This is a genomic window from Lysinibacillus sp. NPDC097162, from assembly GCF_044762185.1.
Classification (GTDB): Bacteria; Bacillota; Bacilli; order Bacillales_A; family Planococcaceae; genus Lysinibacillus.
This window is the reverse complement of record NZ_JBIWDT010000001.1, coordinates 1,067,757-1,082,849: the sequence shown is the minus strand read 5'-3', so window position 1 is coordinate 1,082,849 and position 15,093 is coordinate 1,067,757. Positions and strand designations below refer to the sequence as shown.

The following is a 15,093-nucleotide window of genomic DNA, read 5'->3' as shown; positions in this document are numbered from 1 at the left end:
AAAAACTCGTAATAAAAACCGTCTGGACGGTCTTTTTTTATTGTATAACGGCACATGAAGTATCGTCAACAAAGGAAGTCCCAAATAATATGCATTATTTGGGACTTTCTCTACACGTTCAGATTTACAGCAATCCTGCATTTTCTAAAAATGTCCGTGCTACATCTTCTATATTTTTTCCCTCAACGTTTACTTGATAATTCATTTCACGCATCTCGTCATCCGTTATTTGATTGGCAAGCTTGCCTAATACCTTTTCAAGCTCAGGATACTTTTCGAGTGTTTCTTTTCTTAACAATGGCGCACCTTGATATGGTGGGAATAGCTGTTGATCATCTATTAAAACAGTCAAATCATATTGTCGTAACTCACTGTCAGTTGAATATGCATCTAATAAATCGATATTGTCTGATTGAATAGCTTGATATCGAAGCTTTGGTTCCATCGTTGTAATAGAAGCAATATTAATACCATAGCGCTTTTGAATGCCTAAATAGCCATCTTCACGATCATTAAATTCTAACGTAAAGCCTGCTTTAATTGTGTCTTGAATAGCTTTAATATCTGATATCGTTTGTAATTGATAGGTATCAGCCATTTGTTTTGAAACGGCCAATGCATACGTGTTGTTGTATTGCATTGGATTGAGCATGACCATATCGAATTTTTCCAGCATGCCTTCTTTTGCTTGTTTATAAACATCCTCTTGGTCATTACTTACCGCTTGCTCTTTTAAAAACTCTGCTATTGCTGTACCTGTAAATTCAGGATAAATATCGATGCTTCCTGATTTAAGTGCATTAAAGACAAAGGAAGTTTTACCAAGTCCAGGTTTTAATTGCACATGTAAATCTGTGTCATTTTCAATTAATAATTTGTACATATTAATCAATATTTCTGGCTCAGATCCAAGTTTCCCCGCAATCACAATATCCTCTTTGTCATTGAAGTTTAAGAATGGCAACACAATTAACACGATTGCCGCCACACAAATCGCACTTAATGCCGTAACTGTTCTTTTAAATGACAGTGATTCTAGCTTTTTCAATAGATAATCAAATACTAATGCTAAAATAGCGGCTGGTACAGCACCTAAGATAATAAGTGATGTATTATTGCGGTCAATACCAAGCAAAATAATATCGCCTAACCCACCAGCACCAATTAATGCTGCTAGTGTGGCTGTTCCGACTATTAAGACCATTGCTGTCCGTATGCCCGCCATTATTACAGGCATCGCAAGTGGCAGTTCTACCTTCACTAGTCTTCTAGTTGTATTCATCCCCATCGCCATTGCCGCTTCCTTCAAAGACGGGTCTACTTCATTTATGCCTGTAAATGTATTGCGTAAAATGGGAAGAAGCGCATAGACAACAAGGGCAATAATAGCAGGTGTTTTCCCAATACCAAGCAACGGAATTAACAAACCTAATAGAGCTAATGAAGGAATTGTTTGTAAAGCTGCACTAATACCGATAACGCTTTCTGCTATTTTCTTTTTATTCGTTAAATAAATTCCAAGAGGTATAGCAATAATTACTGCAAAAAATAGGGCAATGAAAGAAATTTGAACATGCTCTATTAATGAAGCAATTAGCTGACCTTTACGTTCATTCAAAACTTCAAAAAAATTAATCATTTGCATCACCTCGTTTTGAGGCTAAAAAATATAGCATGGATTGCCTTGTAATGATTCCAATTATTTCAGTATCATTTTTCACTACAACACATTCTTGTTGAGCCAATTGCTGAAGAATGTGCTGTAAGGAATCGTCTACGGCAACACTAGAATGAACATAATTTTGATGCGCCTTTTCAGCAAATGGTTCCATTACTTGTTGAATGGTAAATACACTGAATGGATCGTCCTTTATCCCAATAAATTTTTGTACAAAATCATTTACTGGATTTTGTATAATGTCTTGTGGTGTACCAATTTGGACAATTTCCCCATCCTTCATCACACATATACGATCCCCTAGCTTTAACGCTTCTTGCATATCATGGGAAACAAATACGATTGTTTTTTGTATCGCTCGTTGAAGCTCTAGAAGATCATCTTGCAATTTTGTACGACTTATTGGATCTAGTGCACTAAATGGCTCATCCATTAATATAATTTCAGGATCTGCGGCCAATGCACGAATAACACCAACCCGTTGCTGTTCACCACCTGAAAGCTCCTTCGGCTTGCGCTCACTATATTTGTCTGGTTCAAGCCCTACCATTTCTAATAATTCACGAACTCGTTGAGAAATTTCTGTCGTACTCCATTTTTTCATTTCAGGGACAACCGCAATATTCTCTTGTATGGTCATATGCGGAAAAAGAGCAATTTGTTGGAGCACATAACCAATATTCCATCGTAGTTCATGTATGTTATAATCGCTAATTCTTTTACCGTTAATTCGTATTGTTCCTTCAGTCAAATGAATTAATCGATTGATCATTTTTAGTAGTGTCGTTTTTCCACAACCACTAGGGCCTATAATGACAAAAAATTCTCCTTTCTTTATTTCAAGATTGATGGAATTCACTGCAACTTGGTTGTTTTCATATGTTTTCGTAACATTCTCAAATGCGATCATACTCTAAGCTCCTTGTTAATGAAAAGTTCTCACTTTTTTTGATAAATTGGCTAGCACCGCTCGTCTCTCCAGTATATCTTTCCACATTCTCCAGAAGATAAACTGCAAAAAGCTGCCGAACTAATACTGTCCATCATAACCACTTAATTCCCACTACTTTATTTTACATAATTTTATATTAATACCACAAAAAAGTATTTCAACTTTTTGTTTTATAACGATATGTCAATAACCTACTTTCATACACTTCTTAGAGACAAACGCTAATATAACGAAACTTTTTCTTGTTAAAGTTCGTTCTATTAATTATGAATTCTAATGAAAAAACGATGCTTTTTATTATCTAATTGTTTTACAATAATAAGAGAGTAATCTATTTTTCGAAAAGAAAGGAGGAAGGTGTTGCAAATATTCAACATCTATAAACTACATGAGATTATTAAAAAAACTATTAATCGGAATGGTTGTCATAGCATCCGTAATCAGTATTTCCACTTATATGATGATCCAGCTATTCAAGTCTACCAATAATCCCGTACAAGAATATGTAGATGAAGGTCCGAGTGTTGAAGAATTTATTGGCTCCATTGCAGAAACTGCAAGGCAGCTTGGAGCAGAAAACGACCTCTATGCATCTGTGATGATTGCACAAGCCATTTTAGAGAGCAAGCAAGGGGAAAGTGGTCTTGGTTCATCTCCTAATAACAATCTATTTGGCATGAAAGGTAAATATCAAAACGATTCCGTGACACTTGAAACATTTGAGGATGATGGCTCTGGTAATCTAACAACTGTGATGGCTGAATTCCGCAAATATCCTTCCTATGAAGAATCCATGAAGGATTATGTCCATTTACTTCGCAACGGTGTATCGTGGAACAAAAATTTTTATACTGGTGTCTTTAAAAGTAATACAAAGTCCTATACAGATGCGACAAAATTTTTAACAGGCTCCTACGCAACGGATTCAACATACAATGAAAAGCTAAATAACCTAATTGCCAAGTACGACCTACAACAATATGACAGCCCCGTAAAAATTAAAAAAACCATTACAGTCGCAGATGGTGACTCTCTGATGCATATTGCACAGGCTCATAATGTTAAGGTCACATCTATTAAGCAATGGAACCAGCTTCGCACAGATACTATTGAAGCTGGGCAACAATTAAATATTTATCAATATTGAGAAAAAAAGCTACCTAAAAATAGCAAACTACGAGGTATTCAACATCCTGACCGTTGAATACCTCTTTTTTCTCTCAAGATTCATCGTTCTTTATAAAATAAGCTCCCAACTGCTGTAATGGTCGTTGCTAAATCTTTACGATATAACGCATGCTGTTCATCTAGACTATTAATATTAACCTCATTGCCACCGAGCGATGAATGTACATAAAGTGTCTGACCAATATACATTGCCACATGACCTGGGAAAAATAATAAATCTCCTTTTTGCATGCGTTCAAATGTTATTTCTTTAATTGGAAAACCTTCTGCGATTTTAGCATCACGGAAAATCGTTATGCCATTTAGCATATAAGCTATTGAACACAAGCCAGAGCAATCAATGCCAAGCGGTGACTTTCCTCCCCAGCGATACGGGGTTGCTAAATAGCTAAGTGCCGTTTGCACGACATTTTCTCGGAAGACATACTCCGTAAGGCTATTTTCTGCAACTTTTTGGAGCAGCCATTGTTGACGTAAATATCCTATTTCTCCTGTCGCCAATTGAATTGCTGCCCATTCCTTATTTAATGGCTCATCTGAAACGACATGCACAACTGACCCTTTTACGAATGTCATTATTATCGAGCTTTGAATTTTCGGTTCTTGTAAAACATCCGCAAAACGCTGGTTAATAACATGTTGGGCTTTTTGAAGCCACGTACTTGTTTCCTGATCATCTATGAGCAAATCCCTTTTCTCACAATAGCCTTCGTAGCGATAGGCAGTTTGAATACGGACCCAATCGTTCGCTAGCTCCTCTATAACTTGAACAGGCATACCATAGAGGACTTCATCAATCAGCTCCGAAGCACTATCTGGTTTAGCATGTAAATTTGCAATCATAGCAATGACAATTGCATTCATGTCGCCTCTCCTTTCAATCGGATTAGATTGTCATAAACGGCCTTTGATAGATGACCTATTATTTGCCGAGCGATATCATTTTCAGTAACTTCTGTAATAAATACCCCAATACAATAATTATGAACGTCACTGTAAACAATTCCTACATCGTGGTCAACGCTATCAAGACCACCTGTTTTATGGGCTATTTCCACATCATCGGCTATATACCGTCTTAAAGATTCATGAAATCGCTGGCGGCACAAAATATCAATTACAAGCTGACTAAATACAGGATTTAGTAGATTTTTTGCATAAATATCGCTAAAAAGATGTGCCATATCACGTGCAGAGGTAATATTGTCAACACCTTTTGCAAGTCGCTCGAAGTCCATCATTTTTCGTTGCACTTGTGTATGTGATAAACCAATTTTACGAAAGAACTTATTAAGTGCATCCATCCCGATAAAATCAATTAATACATTTGTCGCTGTATTGTCACTTGTCGTAATCATCCATACTAACAGTTCATAAATTGTACTTGTCGTTAATTTTTGTTCGCTAATTACACTATAATCGACCCAGTCCTCGCGACTTATCGTCATAACTTGTTCTAATGGCACATTGTGGTTTTCTAAATAATCCAATATGGCGATAAGTATTGGCACTTTAATTAAACTTGCACTAGAGAATGGCTCATCTATGCGTTCTTTAATAATGAACTGATTCGTCTTCAATTCTTTTACAAACATATGCACTTTATACGGAGCGTCATCTATAATATGTTGAATCGTCTGTTGCATAGTTCACCTATCCTATAACTTTAATTTTTTGCGTGTCTGCGTGTACTGTAATTATGCGACCTAAAGGAAGTGACATCGTCGGTAAACAGTGACCACAGGTAAGGTCCATTAAAATTGGTTTCTTTAACGGTTTTAAAATCTCCTCAAAAATAGTGTTTAATGATAAGCTACGTTCTGGCTGCTTCGGATTTTCAGGTCCACAATTCGTCCAAGCACCTAGTAACAACCCTTGTGCTTCATCGAGCTTACCAGCTAATTTTAATTGCGTAAGCATGCGATCTACACGTTGCTCGCTCTCATCTATATCTTCCAAAAATAAAATCTTACCCTTTGTATCAATTTCATACGGCGTGCCTAATGATGCCGTTATCAATGTTAAATTGCCACCAACAAGTTGCCCTGTCGCTTTACCCGTAACGAGTGTTGTCATTGGTTGTTGGGGAGGATTTAGCAGCAAGCAGTTGTTATCTGTTGCCATCACCTGCTTCATAAATGAATCCCACGTAAATTGATCCATGTTTTGAGCAATAAATTCCGTCGATGGCATTGGCGTATGATAAGTAACAAAACCACATTTTTGATTAAAGGCGATATGTAATGCAGTCACATCGCTATAACCTGCAAACACCTTTGGATTTTCTTTAATCATCTCGAAATCAAGTCTAGGTAAAATCTTCGTTGCCCCGTATCCTCCTCGTATACAGAAAATCCCATCGACATGAGGATTACGGAACATTTCATTTACATCATGCGCACGAAGTTCATCTGAACCAGCTAAATAACCATGTCTTGCTCGACATGTTTCCCCCACTATTACGTTAAAACCGAGTTTCTCAATACTGTCGATTGCAGGGTATAGCTTTTCTGGTGGCGTAGCACCTGAAGCACTGATAAGTCCGATTGTATCCCCTTTTGTTAAAGCTTTAGGTCGAATCATTCGCTTACCTCCACTTTTTTTGATGTACGGTAATTTTCGATTTCCTCTTCGTTTGCTAAAACAAAATGCCCTTGCTCAATTTCCACAAATGAAGGTGGCGCCAAATCATATCGATGCTGTAATGGATTATAAACTTCTACTACTTTCGCCCGCTCCTTATATGGATTTGGCTCAGGTACTGCTGATAGCAACGCCCGCGTATATGGATGAATTGGGTTAGTAAATAGCTTTTCTGTCTCTGCTAACTCAACAATATTCCCTTTATAAATGACGGCAGTACGATCCGTAATAAATCGTACGATTGATAGATCGTGGGCAATGAATAAGTATGTTAAGTTATTTTTTTCTTGAATGTTCGATAGCAAATTAAGCACTTGCGCTCGAATGGACACGTCTAGTGCGGAAATTGGCTCATCCGCAATAATAAATTCAGGCTCCATCACTAATGCACGCGCAATCCCAATGCGTTGACGCTGACCGCCAGAAAATTCATGAGGAAAACGACTAGCGAATTCAGGCAATAGGCCAACATTTAATAGCGCATTTTGTACTTTTTGCTGACGGTCAGCCTCATCTTTAAAATTTTTCGTATTCATGAGACCTTCTGAAATAATATAGTCTACCTTTGCCCGTTCATTGAGCGATGCCATCGGGTCTTGAAAAATCATTTGAATTTTTTGCGTAATGTCACGGTCCCAATCTTTTGTGATTTTGCCGTTTATTTTCTTGCCATGATACAATATTTGACCACCGGTTACTTCATTGATACGCATAATGGCACGGCCAATGGTCGTTTTCCCTGAGCCCGATTCACCTACTAAGCCGAATGTTTCGCCTTTATAAATATTAAAACTAACATTGTCAATTGCCACGAACTTATTTTTCCCTTTACCAAACACAATGTTCAAGTTTTTCACTTCGACTAATACTTCTTTATTGCTCATTGGCATACAGTCTCCCTTCTTCAAAAAATGCTTGTAGCGCTGTGGGAGGCTCTACTTTTGGTGCACGAGGATCTAATAGCCATGTACGGGCATAATGTGTCTCACTTACTTGAAAAAATGGTGGACGTATTTCGTAATCGATCTTTAAGGCAAATTGATTGCGCGGGGCAAAAGCATCTCCTTTAATTTCTTTAAAAAGGTTTGGAGGGGTCCCCTTAATGGCGTAGAGCTGTTCCCCTTTCGACCCAAGCTGAGGTAAAGAAGAAATAAGCGCCCATGTATATGGATGCTTACCATTAAAAAATACTTCATGTGTGCCACCAACTTCGATAACATCCCCTGCGTACATTACGGCGACACGATCTGCGACTTTTGCTACAACGCCTAAGTCATGTGTAATAAAAACAGTTGTCAGTCCGTATTTTTGCTGAAGATTTTTTAGAAGCTGTAAAATTTGTGCTTGAATGGTTACATCCAATGCTGTTGTTGGCTCATCACATATTAAAATTTTCGGCTTGCATGCGAGTGCAATGGCAATAACAATACGTTGACGCATTCCTCCTGAAAATTCGTGAGGGTATTGCTTATAGCGCTTCTCTACATCATAAATACCGACATCCGTTAATAATTGAAGAGTTTCTGCATATGCGCTTTTGCCTTTTAGCCCTTGGTGTAACACAACACACTCCTCTATTTGCTTACCGATTGTTTTTAATGGATTTAAAGATGTCATAGGATCCTGTGTAACAATCGCTATTTCTTTACCTCGGATATTCAACCACTGTTGTTCCGTTTTAAACTGTGCTAAATCCATATCGTTGTATAAAATTTGCCCTTGCTCGATAGTACCGTTTTTATCGAGTAAGCCCATGATTGATTTCATGAGCACTGATTTACCTGAACCAGATTCGCCAACAATGGCAAGGCTTTCACCTTTATATAGTTCAAGGGAAATATCTCGAATTGCCGTGAGAACTTGGCCACGAAGTGTAAATTTGATGACTAAGTTTTGAATCGTTAAAATACGGGATTTTGTTTGCTCCACTACCATTTCAATCCCCCCTATACATGATTTTTAGGATCTGCTGCATCTGCAAATGAATTACCAATAATATAAAATGCTATTGTAATAATACTTAGTACAATGCTTGGGAAAATTAACTGATACCTCAAATCTGGTGACATCATAAGAACACGACCTTCGTTAATTAAATTCCCTAATGAAGGTTCGCTAATCGGTAATCCTAAGCCGATATACGTTAAAAATACTTCTGCTCCAATTGCAAATGGAATCGCCAAACTCATCCGAAGCATAATGACAGATATTAAATACGGTAGTAGATTTTTAATAATAATTCGATAGTCTGGTGTCCCCAAACATTTTGATGCTAAATTATATTCTCGATCTCGTAAAATAACAATCTGATTACGGATGAAACGTGCCATTTCCACCCACCCTGTAATGCACATTGCAATAATAATGGTCGAAATGCTAGGCCGTAATATATATGACATTAAAATAAGGACAATTGTTGTTGGAATATTATCTACTACGTTATAAAGCTGAGTAATCGGCATTTCTAATTTACGAGAGAAGCCCCATAGTGTGCCGATTGTAATTCCTACAACCGCTTCAACTAATGCAACAACACAGCCAATCATTAACGATGTTCTTGTCCCAGCCCAAATACGAGACCATAAATCTTGCCCAATCGAATTAGTGCCAAACCAAAATTCAGCGTTCGGTGCAATATTACGTGCCTGTAATCCCGTTTGTTCATCGAGGTATATTTCAGTTGGTGATTTTTGTGCGGGTAAATATGGCTGAAAAATCGTGAAAGCTACAATGATACAAACAATTACTAATAAAAAGACAGCCATACGGTTTTTCAAAAAAGATTGCCAAGTAGAACGCCAATAGGAATAATTGGAGTAGGCTGTTTCTTCCGCCTGATGATCACTAGCTTCAAAAAACTCAAATAGTTCAGCACGAGATTTGTCTGATATATTATCTATCTCTTCTGTATAAATGCTCATTAGCGCACACTCTCCCCTTTCCCTAATTTAATGCGTGGATCAACGAGTGCCATGGCAATATCTCCTAAAATCAAACCGATAATACCAAGTGATGAAAAAACAAGCACTAAGCCTTGTACAATCGTATTATCCTGCCGTTGAATAGCATCAACTAGTAATCCTCCCATTCCTGGAATAGAGTACAATGATTCAATATAAATAGAGCCAGTGATAGTAAAGAGGATTGTTGCTGGCAAATATTGCGCCATCGGGATAAATGCATTGCGCAGTACATGACTAAACATCAATGTGCGCTCTTTCACTCCTTTTGCACGTGCTAGCTTAATATAATCTTTGTTTAGTTCATCTACCATGTAACGGCGCATCCACATCGCGTAGGAAGCGGTCGGTGCTAACGCCATTGACGTAAGCGGTAATAGCCACGTAATGGGCCTATATTCATCAAAAAGCATCGGCAAATGAAAAATGTCCGTAATATACATTTGAATTACTAAGTAATACACTGCAGCTGGTACAGCTACGACAAACACAATGTAGCCAGTCCCTAGTCGATCCAACCAGCGTCCCTTCATTTGAGCCATCAAAATGCCGAGTGGCATACCGATAAGAAGCGATAAAGCTACAGCTCCTAATCCAAATAACAAAGAATACGTTATTTTATCTGAAATAATTGTGACTACAGGCACATCCGTACGATATGTAACAGATTTGCCTAAATCACCTTGAAATAAATCCGCATAAAAATTCCCCAATTGAACAGGCAGTGGATCACGTAACCCTAAACTTTTTAAATAAGTTTCTTTTTGAGCCGGTGACATTTTCTCTGCCGCTGCCCCTAAATATCCTTCTTCGGGCATTAATCGTAATAACGAGAACACAATCGTGATAATAATAAACAGCGTAATAACAGATTGTAACAAACGCTTTCCTACATACCACAACATACAAAGCCCTCCCCTCCAGTTAAATACTTTTACAAAGCACGAAGGAGATGCCGAATCAGCATTTTCGGTCATCTCCTCTGTATTGAAAAATCACCACTTTTGCTATCTGATTGAATCTTGGTAATGATTAATCCACGCTGTTATTTTGTTGCATTCGTTAATGCATTCGCACGTTCCTGCTCCCACTGTGCCAAAGCTGCCTTAAACTCATCATTACTCATTGGTTTTTCTAACACCTTTTGCCCTTTAAACTTCTCTGCTGTCACACCAAATGGTGAGTATTGGGCTTCAAATGGATTTAATTTTGAAGCAACATAACCGCTCCCACCAACGGCGTATGGAATTACAAACGCCTCTTCAATTAGGAAGGCTTCCGCTTTGGCAAATAGGTTATAGCGTTCTTCTGTCTCAATTGTTGCCTTCGCTTTATCCAATAAATTCAAGTAGATTGTTTGACCGTTTGCTTCTGTATACCCTTCCGCTAATTCCGGCTTATTGTAAGTGCCATCCACGCTAAATGGCTCTGTATACGTTGACGGATCCGCATAATCTGGACCCCAGTTTGCTTCTATTAATGCAAATTTACCAGGACGTCGAACTTCTGATAAGAAGCCTGTCGATGGACCCGCTTCTACGATAATATCAACGTAGTCCACACCTAATAATTTTTCGATTTGTTGTTCAATAACTTGTGTACGATTTGCCCAATCTGGCATCCCAGAGTTATATGGCATCAATACCTTTACTGGGAATGTCGCTTTCCCTTCTAGCGCTGCCATTGCTTTTTCCTTAAACTCTAATGCTAAATCTTTGTTAAAGGAATCATTGCTTGTTATCGCAGCTAATGGTTCTAATTGTGTATAGTCAACTCCTTCAACATCTACAAAATTTTTCGGTGTAATGGTATTACTTAGTAAATCTTGAGGATTAAACGGTTCGACTGTAAGCATCGCTGATACACGATCAAATGCATGGAATAATGATTTTCTGAAATCTTTATTATTGACAGCGACCTTCCAGTTATCAGGTTCATATTCCGCATCGAATTGCGGATTAAAGTTTAAAGCATAGAAATACGAATAAAAATTATTTTGCGTTTGACGTACTTGCGATTTTTTCTTGTCATCATTGAACCATTCGTCAATAATGGATGTTGGAATATCTGCTGAATCGATTTCGCCACGTAAAAATAGCTCTGGAGCAACTGTTGCCGCTTCTTTATTATACTTATAGCGAATTCGATCAATCAGGACATTATCCTTATCCCAATACGTGTCATTTTTCACAAGAACACGCTCATTTTGAGGTTCAAATTTATCTAATATATATGCACCGTTATAAAGGAAGTTCTCACGTGTAGTACCAAACTTATCACTTTTTTCAGCTAAAAATTTTCCATTTACAGGGAAGAAGCATACATAGTTCAACATCGAAAGGAAATAAGGTGTAGGCGCCTCTAAAGTATATTCAACCGTCGATTTATCGATAGCCTTGATTCCCACCTTCGAAAAATCAGTAAGCTCGCCGTTATAGAACGCTTCACCATTTTTTACAACGGTCGCACTCCATACGGTAGAAGATTCATTTTTTGCATCTAACACATAATTGAGGCCATCCACAAAGTCTTGGGCCACAACATCGGCATACTCCTTACCTTCATGCGTAACCCATTTCACATCATCACGTAGCTTAAATGTCCAAACAGTTGCATCTTCGTTTGATGACCATTCTTTCGCTATGCCTGGTTGAACGACACCGTACTTATCGTATTCAATTAGCCCGTCAACTAAATTTGCAGCGACAGCAAATTCATTTGTTTCTGATGTTTTTAAATAGTTTAATGTTTTAATCTCTCCTGAATAAACGACCCGGTACTCAGATTTTTTTTCGTCCGAAGAATCATTACTACAGGCAGCACAAAGTAAGGCGACCAGACATACTAAAAGAAACCATTTCCTTTTCATCATAAGCATCCCCCTTAGCTTTTTTTATCATGAAAATCCTATTCCAATTGCATCCGTCATCGTTATTCGATCATTGTTAAAAATGGGACCTCCTGCAATAGGATCATTCATACATAAACTCGGTCCGTCTAAATCTACCATTGTGATATTTTTCTGTGAGGCAGCGAAATGCGCTGCCGCACTGACACTTATTTTGGTTTCAAGCATGCAACCAATCATACAAGGAATGCCATTGGCTTCTGCTATGTTGCATATCTTTTGCGCCTGAAAAATGCCACCTGTTTTCATTAGCTTAATATTGATTAAATCGGCAGCACGTCGTTCGATGATCGTGAAGGCATCTTTTGCTGAAAATACACTTTCATCAGCCAAAATATTAGTGATTGTATTGGCTGTCACATATTGCATGCCGACAAGGTCATCATAGTGAACAGGTTGTTCGACTAATTCGATATTGGCGTCTGCATCTTCAAGTGCACTTATAATTCGCACTGCTTGCTTCGGCGTCCATCCTTGATTTGCATCAACTCGTAATGTTATCGCATCGCCTACAGCATCCCGTATTGCCAGCACCCGCTTAGCATCTGTTGCTGGATCCTTTCCAACCTTAATCTTTAGTATTTGAAAGCCACGCTCTACTGCAGCAAGGCTATCTTTTATCATTTCTTCAGTATTATTCACACTGATTGTAATATCCGTTATTAATTCCTTTCGATAGCCCCCTAGTAATTTATACAACGGGGTTTTGTAGTGCTGTGCATGTAAATCATAAAGTGCCATATCAACTGCTGCCTTAGCACTCGTATTTTGATAAAGACTTTTATCTAAACGCTCCATAATGGATGCCATTTCTTCTATATCCATGCCTAAAATTGCTGGTTTAATATAGTGTTCGATCGCATGTGTGATCGAACCAAGTGTTTCACCTGTAATGACTGCAGTTGGTGCTGCTTCACCTATGCCAATGTGACCATCCTCTGTATGGACATAAACAGCAATATTTTGAATGCTATGAACAGTTCGCAATGCCGTTTTAAATGGCACAATGAGCGGAGCTTCGAGCTTCGACCTTCCTTACAACTATATTTTTAATTTTCATTTATTCACCTACAGTCTATTCTTATGTTAAAAACTGTAATATTCGAAGCACTTCAAAATAATCATCTGTTACATATTCGACTGTGTTATGCGGCTTAAACGTTGCGTTCGGATAAAATGAGTTTCGGTAGGCACGTGTATGGTCACGGTAAATAATTTCCACTACAAATCGGTCGGGCAATGTCACTTGTAAGTCATTCCGTGATATTTTCATTGATGCTTCTACAAGTCGCTTTGTTTCGGCGATTGCCAATTGAGGACTGACACTTATTGTTGCATTGCCTACCCCCTCTTTAGTGGCAAATGTTACGATATTGCTATTGAATGATTGAATCTCTTCCGTAAGCCCAACATCCCCACTGACAAAAGATACTGGAACGCCATGTAGGGAGGCAGCGTACGTATTAATGAGAAATTCACTTGCATATTCGCCGTTTATTTTAATATCTGCAAATACACAAAGCGTATGTGCTAATGGATTGCGCTCGCTTCCTCCTTTACTGTGATACCCAATGAAAATCGCACGATCAAAGCTACGATCAAGTCCTGCTACCATACACATCGGGTCATATGTCCAACCACGAATGACTTTACAATTGATGGGCAAGTTTGCAATATCAAGATTTCGAGCTGAGTCATGGGCATCCTTCAATAAAATTTCCGTTGCACCACCAACTAGCGCACCTTCAATTGCTGCCTCAACTTCCTTCGTCATCTGTTTCTGAAAAAAATGATAATCTGGTCCATTCAGTTCTGTCTCACTCCACGAGGTTGTTCCTGTAATGCCTTCAATATCTGCACTTATATAAACTTTCATAAATATCGATACTCCTTTATTAAATAATTTTCAATCTTTGCTTCAATAGCACCGTAATGGGCTTCTTTAGCATTTACCCTTCTCGCCCAAGCAATATTGTGAAAGTCATAATGCCACCATTCCTCAGCATAATTCGTAAATCCTACCGCCGTCATACAGTTATACAAAAGACGACGATGAACACATGCTTCCTTATTTTCATCAGAATGTAGTTCAAAATAGCGGGTTGCTGATTTTTCACTAATTTCATCAAATGCTGTACCAAGATCTAACGCATTGCCTTTATCATCGCCTAGAGTTAAATCAATCGCTCCACCTGTTACATGCGGAACAAAATGCTCTTGACCTTCGCATGGAAAAGCCACATACTTTAACGTCTCTTTAAAAACAGCTTCTTTTGTAAAATTTGGATGTTGATGTTGGATTTCTTCAGAAAAATGCGAAAATAAAAATTGTTGCACCTGGAATGGACGGTATCCGTCATATAAAATAAAGCTATAATTTTCAGGCAATAGCAATAAAGCTTGCTGTAATCGCTCAAAAGCTTCTTTACGCAAATAAATGGATTGTAAACTGTTAGCAATTTGTTGTAGGTAATAAACAGGTTGAGTAAAAATTCTAGATTGTTGTTTGTCAATTTTAATCAAAGGCTCGAAGCTTTTTTGAATGATAGGAGTTGGTTGTTGATTCTTCGGAGTATAATTCACTTCAATCGGCTGATAAATCTTTTCTTGCATCATACCCACCTCTTTGTAGGAAACAAGTAAAATTATTAGATAATTCAGTATTTTCATTGAATATTAACATACCACATAATTGTTGACTAGATAAAAAAAGGATAATGTCAAAATATTAGCTATTCTCTACTGATTACACAAATTATGCTAT

At 38.0% G+C, this 15,093-nt stretch carries 14 protein-coding genes; 1 reads left to right on the top strand and 13 read right to left on the bottom strand.

Annotated elements, in window-relative coordinates:
• Window positions 1-124: 124 nt before the first annotated feature.
• A complete protein-coding gene (opuFB, locus tag ACIQXW_RS05275; protein ID WP_402760271.1) occupies window positions 125-1,639 on the bottom strand; it encodes an osmoprotectant update ABC transporter permease/substrate-binding subunit OpuFB in 1,515 nt (504 codons plus the stop codon).
• Window positions 1,632-2,588: an ABC transporter ATP-binding protein gene (locus ACIQXW_RS05270; protein WP_402760269.1), complete on the bottom strand. Its 957-nt coding sequence runs from the start codon at window positions 2,586-2,588 to the stop codon at window positions 1,632-1,634. Before ACIQXW_RS05270 ends, opuFB begins: the two co-directional genes overlap by 8 nt.
• Window positions 2,589-3,018: 430 nt before the next feature.
• Here ACIQXW_RS05270 and ACIQXW_RS05265 point away from each other — a divergent pair, with 430 nt between their 5' ends.
• Window positions 3,019-3,777: a glucosaminidase domain-containing protein gene (locus ACIQXW_RS05265; RefSeq protein ID WP_402760267.1), complete on the top strand. Its 759-nt coding sequence runs from the start codon at window positions 3,019-3,021 to the stop codon at window positions 3,775-3,777.
• Between the two features lie 80 nt (window positions 3,778-3,857).
• Here ACIQXW_RS05265 and ACIQXW_RS05260 read toward each other — a convergent pair whose 3' ends face one another.
• The 11 genes from ACIQXW_RS05260 to ACIQXW_RS05210 form a co-directional block, all read right to left on the bottom strand.
• Window positions 3,858-4,682 carry an NlpC/P60 family protein gene (locus ACIQXW_RS05260; protein WP_402760265.1) on the bottom strand — a complete coding sequence of 275 codons (825 nt, stop codon included), beginning with the start codon at window positions 4,680-4,682 and terminating at the stop codon, window positions 3,858-3,860.
• Entirely contained in the window at window positions 4,679-5,464 is a 786-nt protein-coding gene (locus ACIQXW_RS05255; protein ID WP_402760263.1) for a serine hydrolase, read from the bottom strand. The genes ACIQXW_RS05260 and ACIQXW_RS05255 overlap by 4 nt, the downstream gene beginning before the upstream one ends.
• Before the next feature lie 7 nt (window positions 5,465-5,471).
• On the bottom strand, window positions 5,472-6,401 hold the full coding sequence (locus tag ACIQXW_RS05250) for a S66 peptidase family protein (RefSeq protein WP_340824710.1): 930 nt from the start codon (window positions 6,399-6,401) through the stop codon (window positions 5,472-5,474).
• The gene (locus ACIQXW_RS05245; RefSeq protein ID WP_340824711.1) at window positions 6,398-7,345 is read right to left on the bottom strand and encodes an ATP-binding cassette domain-containing protein; all 948 of its coding nucleotides are present in this window, start codon (window positions 7,343-7,345) and stop codon (window positions 6,398-6,400) included. Before ACIQXW_RS05245 ends, ACIQXW_RS05250 begins: the two co-directional genes overlap by 4 nt.
• The gene (locus ACIQXW_RS05240) at window positions 7,335-8,396 is read right to left on the bottom strand and encodes an ABC transporter ATP-binding protein (protein ID WP_340824712.1); all 1,062 of its coding nucleotides are present in this window, start codon (window positions 8,394-8,396) and stop codon (window positions 7,335-7,337) included. Before ACIQXW_RS05240 ends, ACIQXW_RS05245 begins: the two co-directional genes overlap by 11 nt.
• 11 nt (window positions 8,397-8,407) lie before the next feature.
• Window positions 8,408-9,382: an ABC transporter permease gene (locus ACIQXW_RS05235; RefSeq protein ID WP_401018389.1), complete on the bottom strand. Its 975-nt coding sequence runs from the start codon at window positions 9,380-9,382 to the stop codon at window positions 8,408-8,410.
• The gene (locus ACIQXW_RS05230; RefSeq protein WP_402760260.1) at window positions 9,382-10,326 is read right to left on the bottom strand and encodes an ABC transporter permease; all 945 of its coding nucleotides are present in this window, start codon (window positions 10,324-10,326) and stop codon (window positions 9,382-9,384) included. Before ACIQXW_RS05230 ends, ACIQXW_RS05235 begins: the two co-directional genes overlap by 1 nt.
• Window positions 10,327-10,466: 140 nt before the next feature.
• Window positions 10,467-12,293 carry a peptide ABC transporter substrate-binding protein gene (locus ACIQXW_RS05225; RefSeq protein WP_402760258.1) on the bottom strand — a complete coding sequence of 609 codons (1,827 nt, stop codon included), beginning with the start codon at window positions 12,291-12,293 and terminating at the stop codon, window positions 10,467-10,469.
• Between the two features lie 24 nt (window positions 12,294-12,317).
• Complete coding sequence (locus ACIQXW_RS05220) at window positions 12,318-13,334, bottom strand: dipeptide epimerase (RefSeq protein WP_402760257.1); 1,017 nt, start codon at window positions 13,332-13,334, stop codon at window positions 12,318-12,320.
• A gap of 76 nt (window positions 13,335-13,410) precedes the next feature.
• Window positions 13,411-14,205: a M55 family metallopeptidase gene (locus tag ACIQXW_RS05215; RefSeq protein WP_402760255.1), complete on the bottom strand. Its 795-nt coding sequence runs from the start codon at window positions 14,203-14,205 to the stop codon at window positions 13,411-13,413.
• Window positions 14,202-14,945 (bottom strand): M15 family metallopeptidase, encoded by a 744-nt coding sequence (locus ACIQXW_RS05210; protein WP_340824720.1) that lies wholly within the window; start codon window positions 14,943-14,945, stop codon window positions 14,202-14,204. The genes ACIQXW_RS05215 and ACIQXW_RS05210 overlap by 4 nt, the downstream gene beginning before the upstream one ends.
• Window positions 14,946-15,093 lie beyond the last annotated feature (148 nt).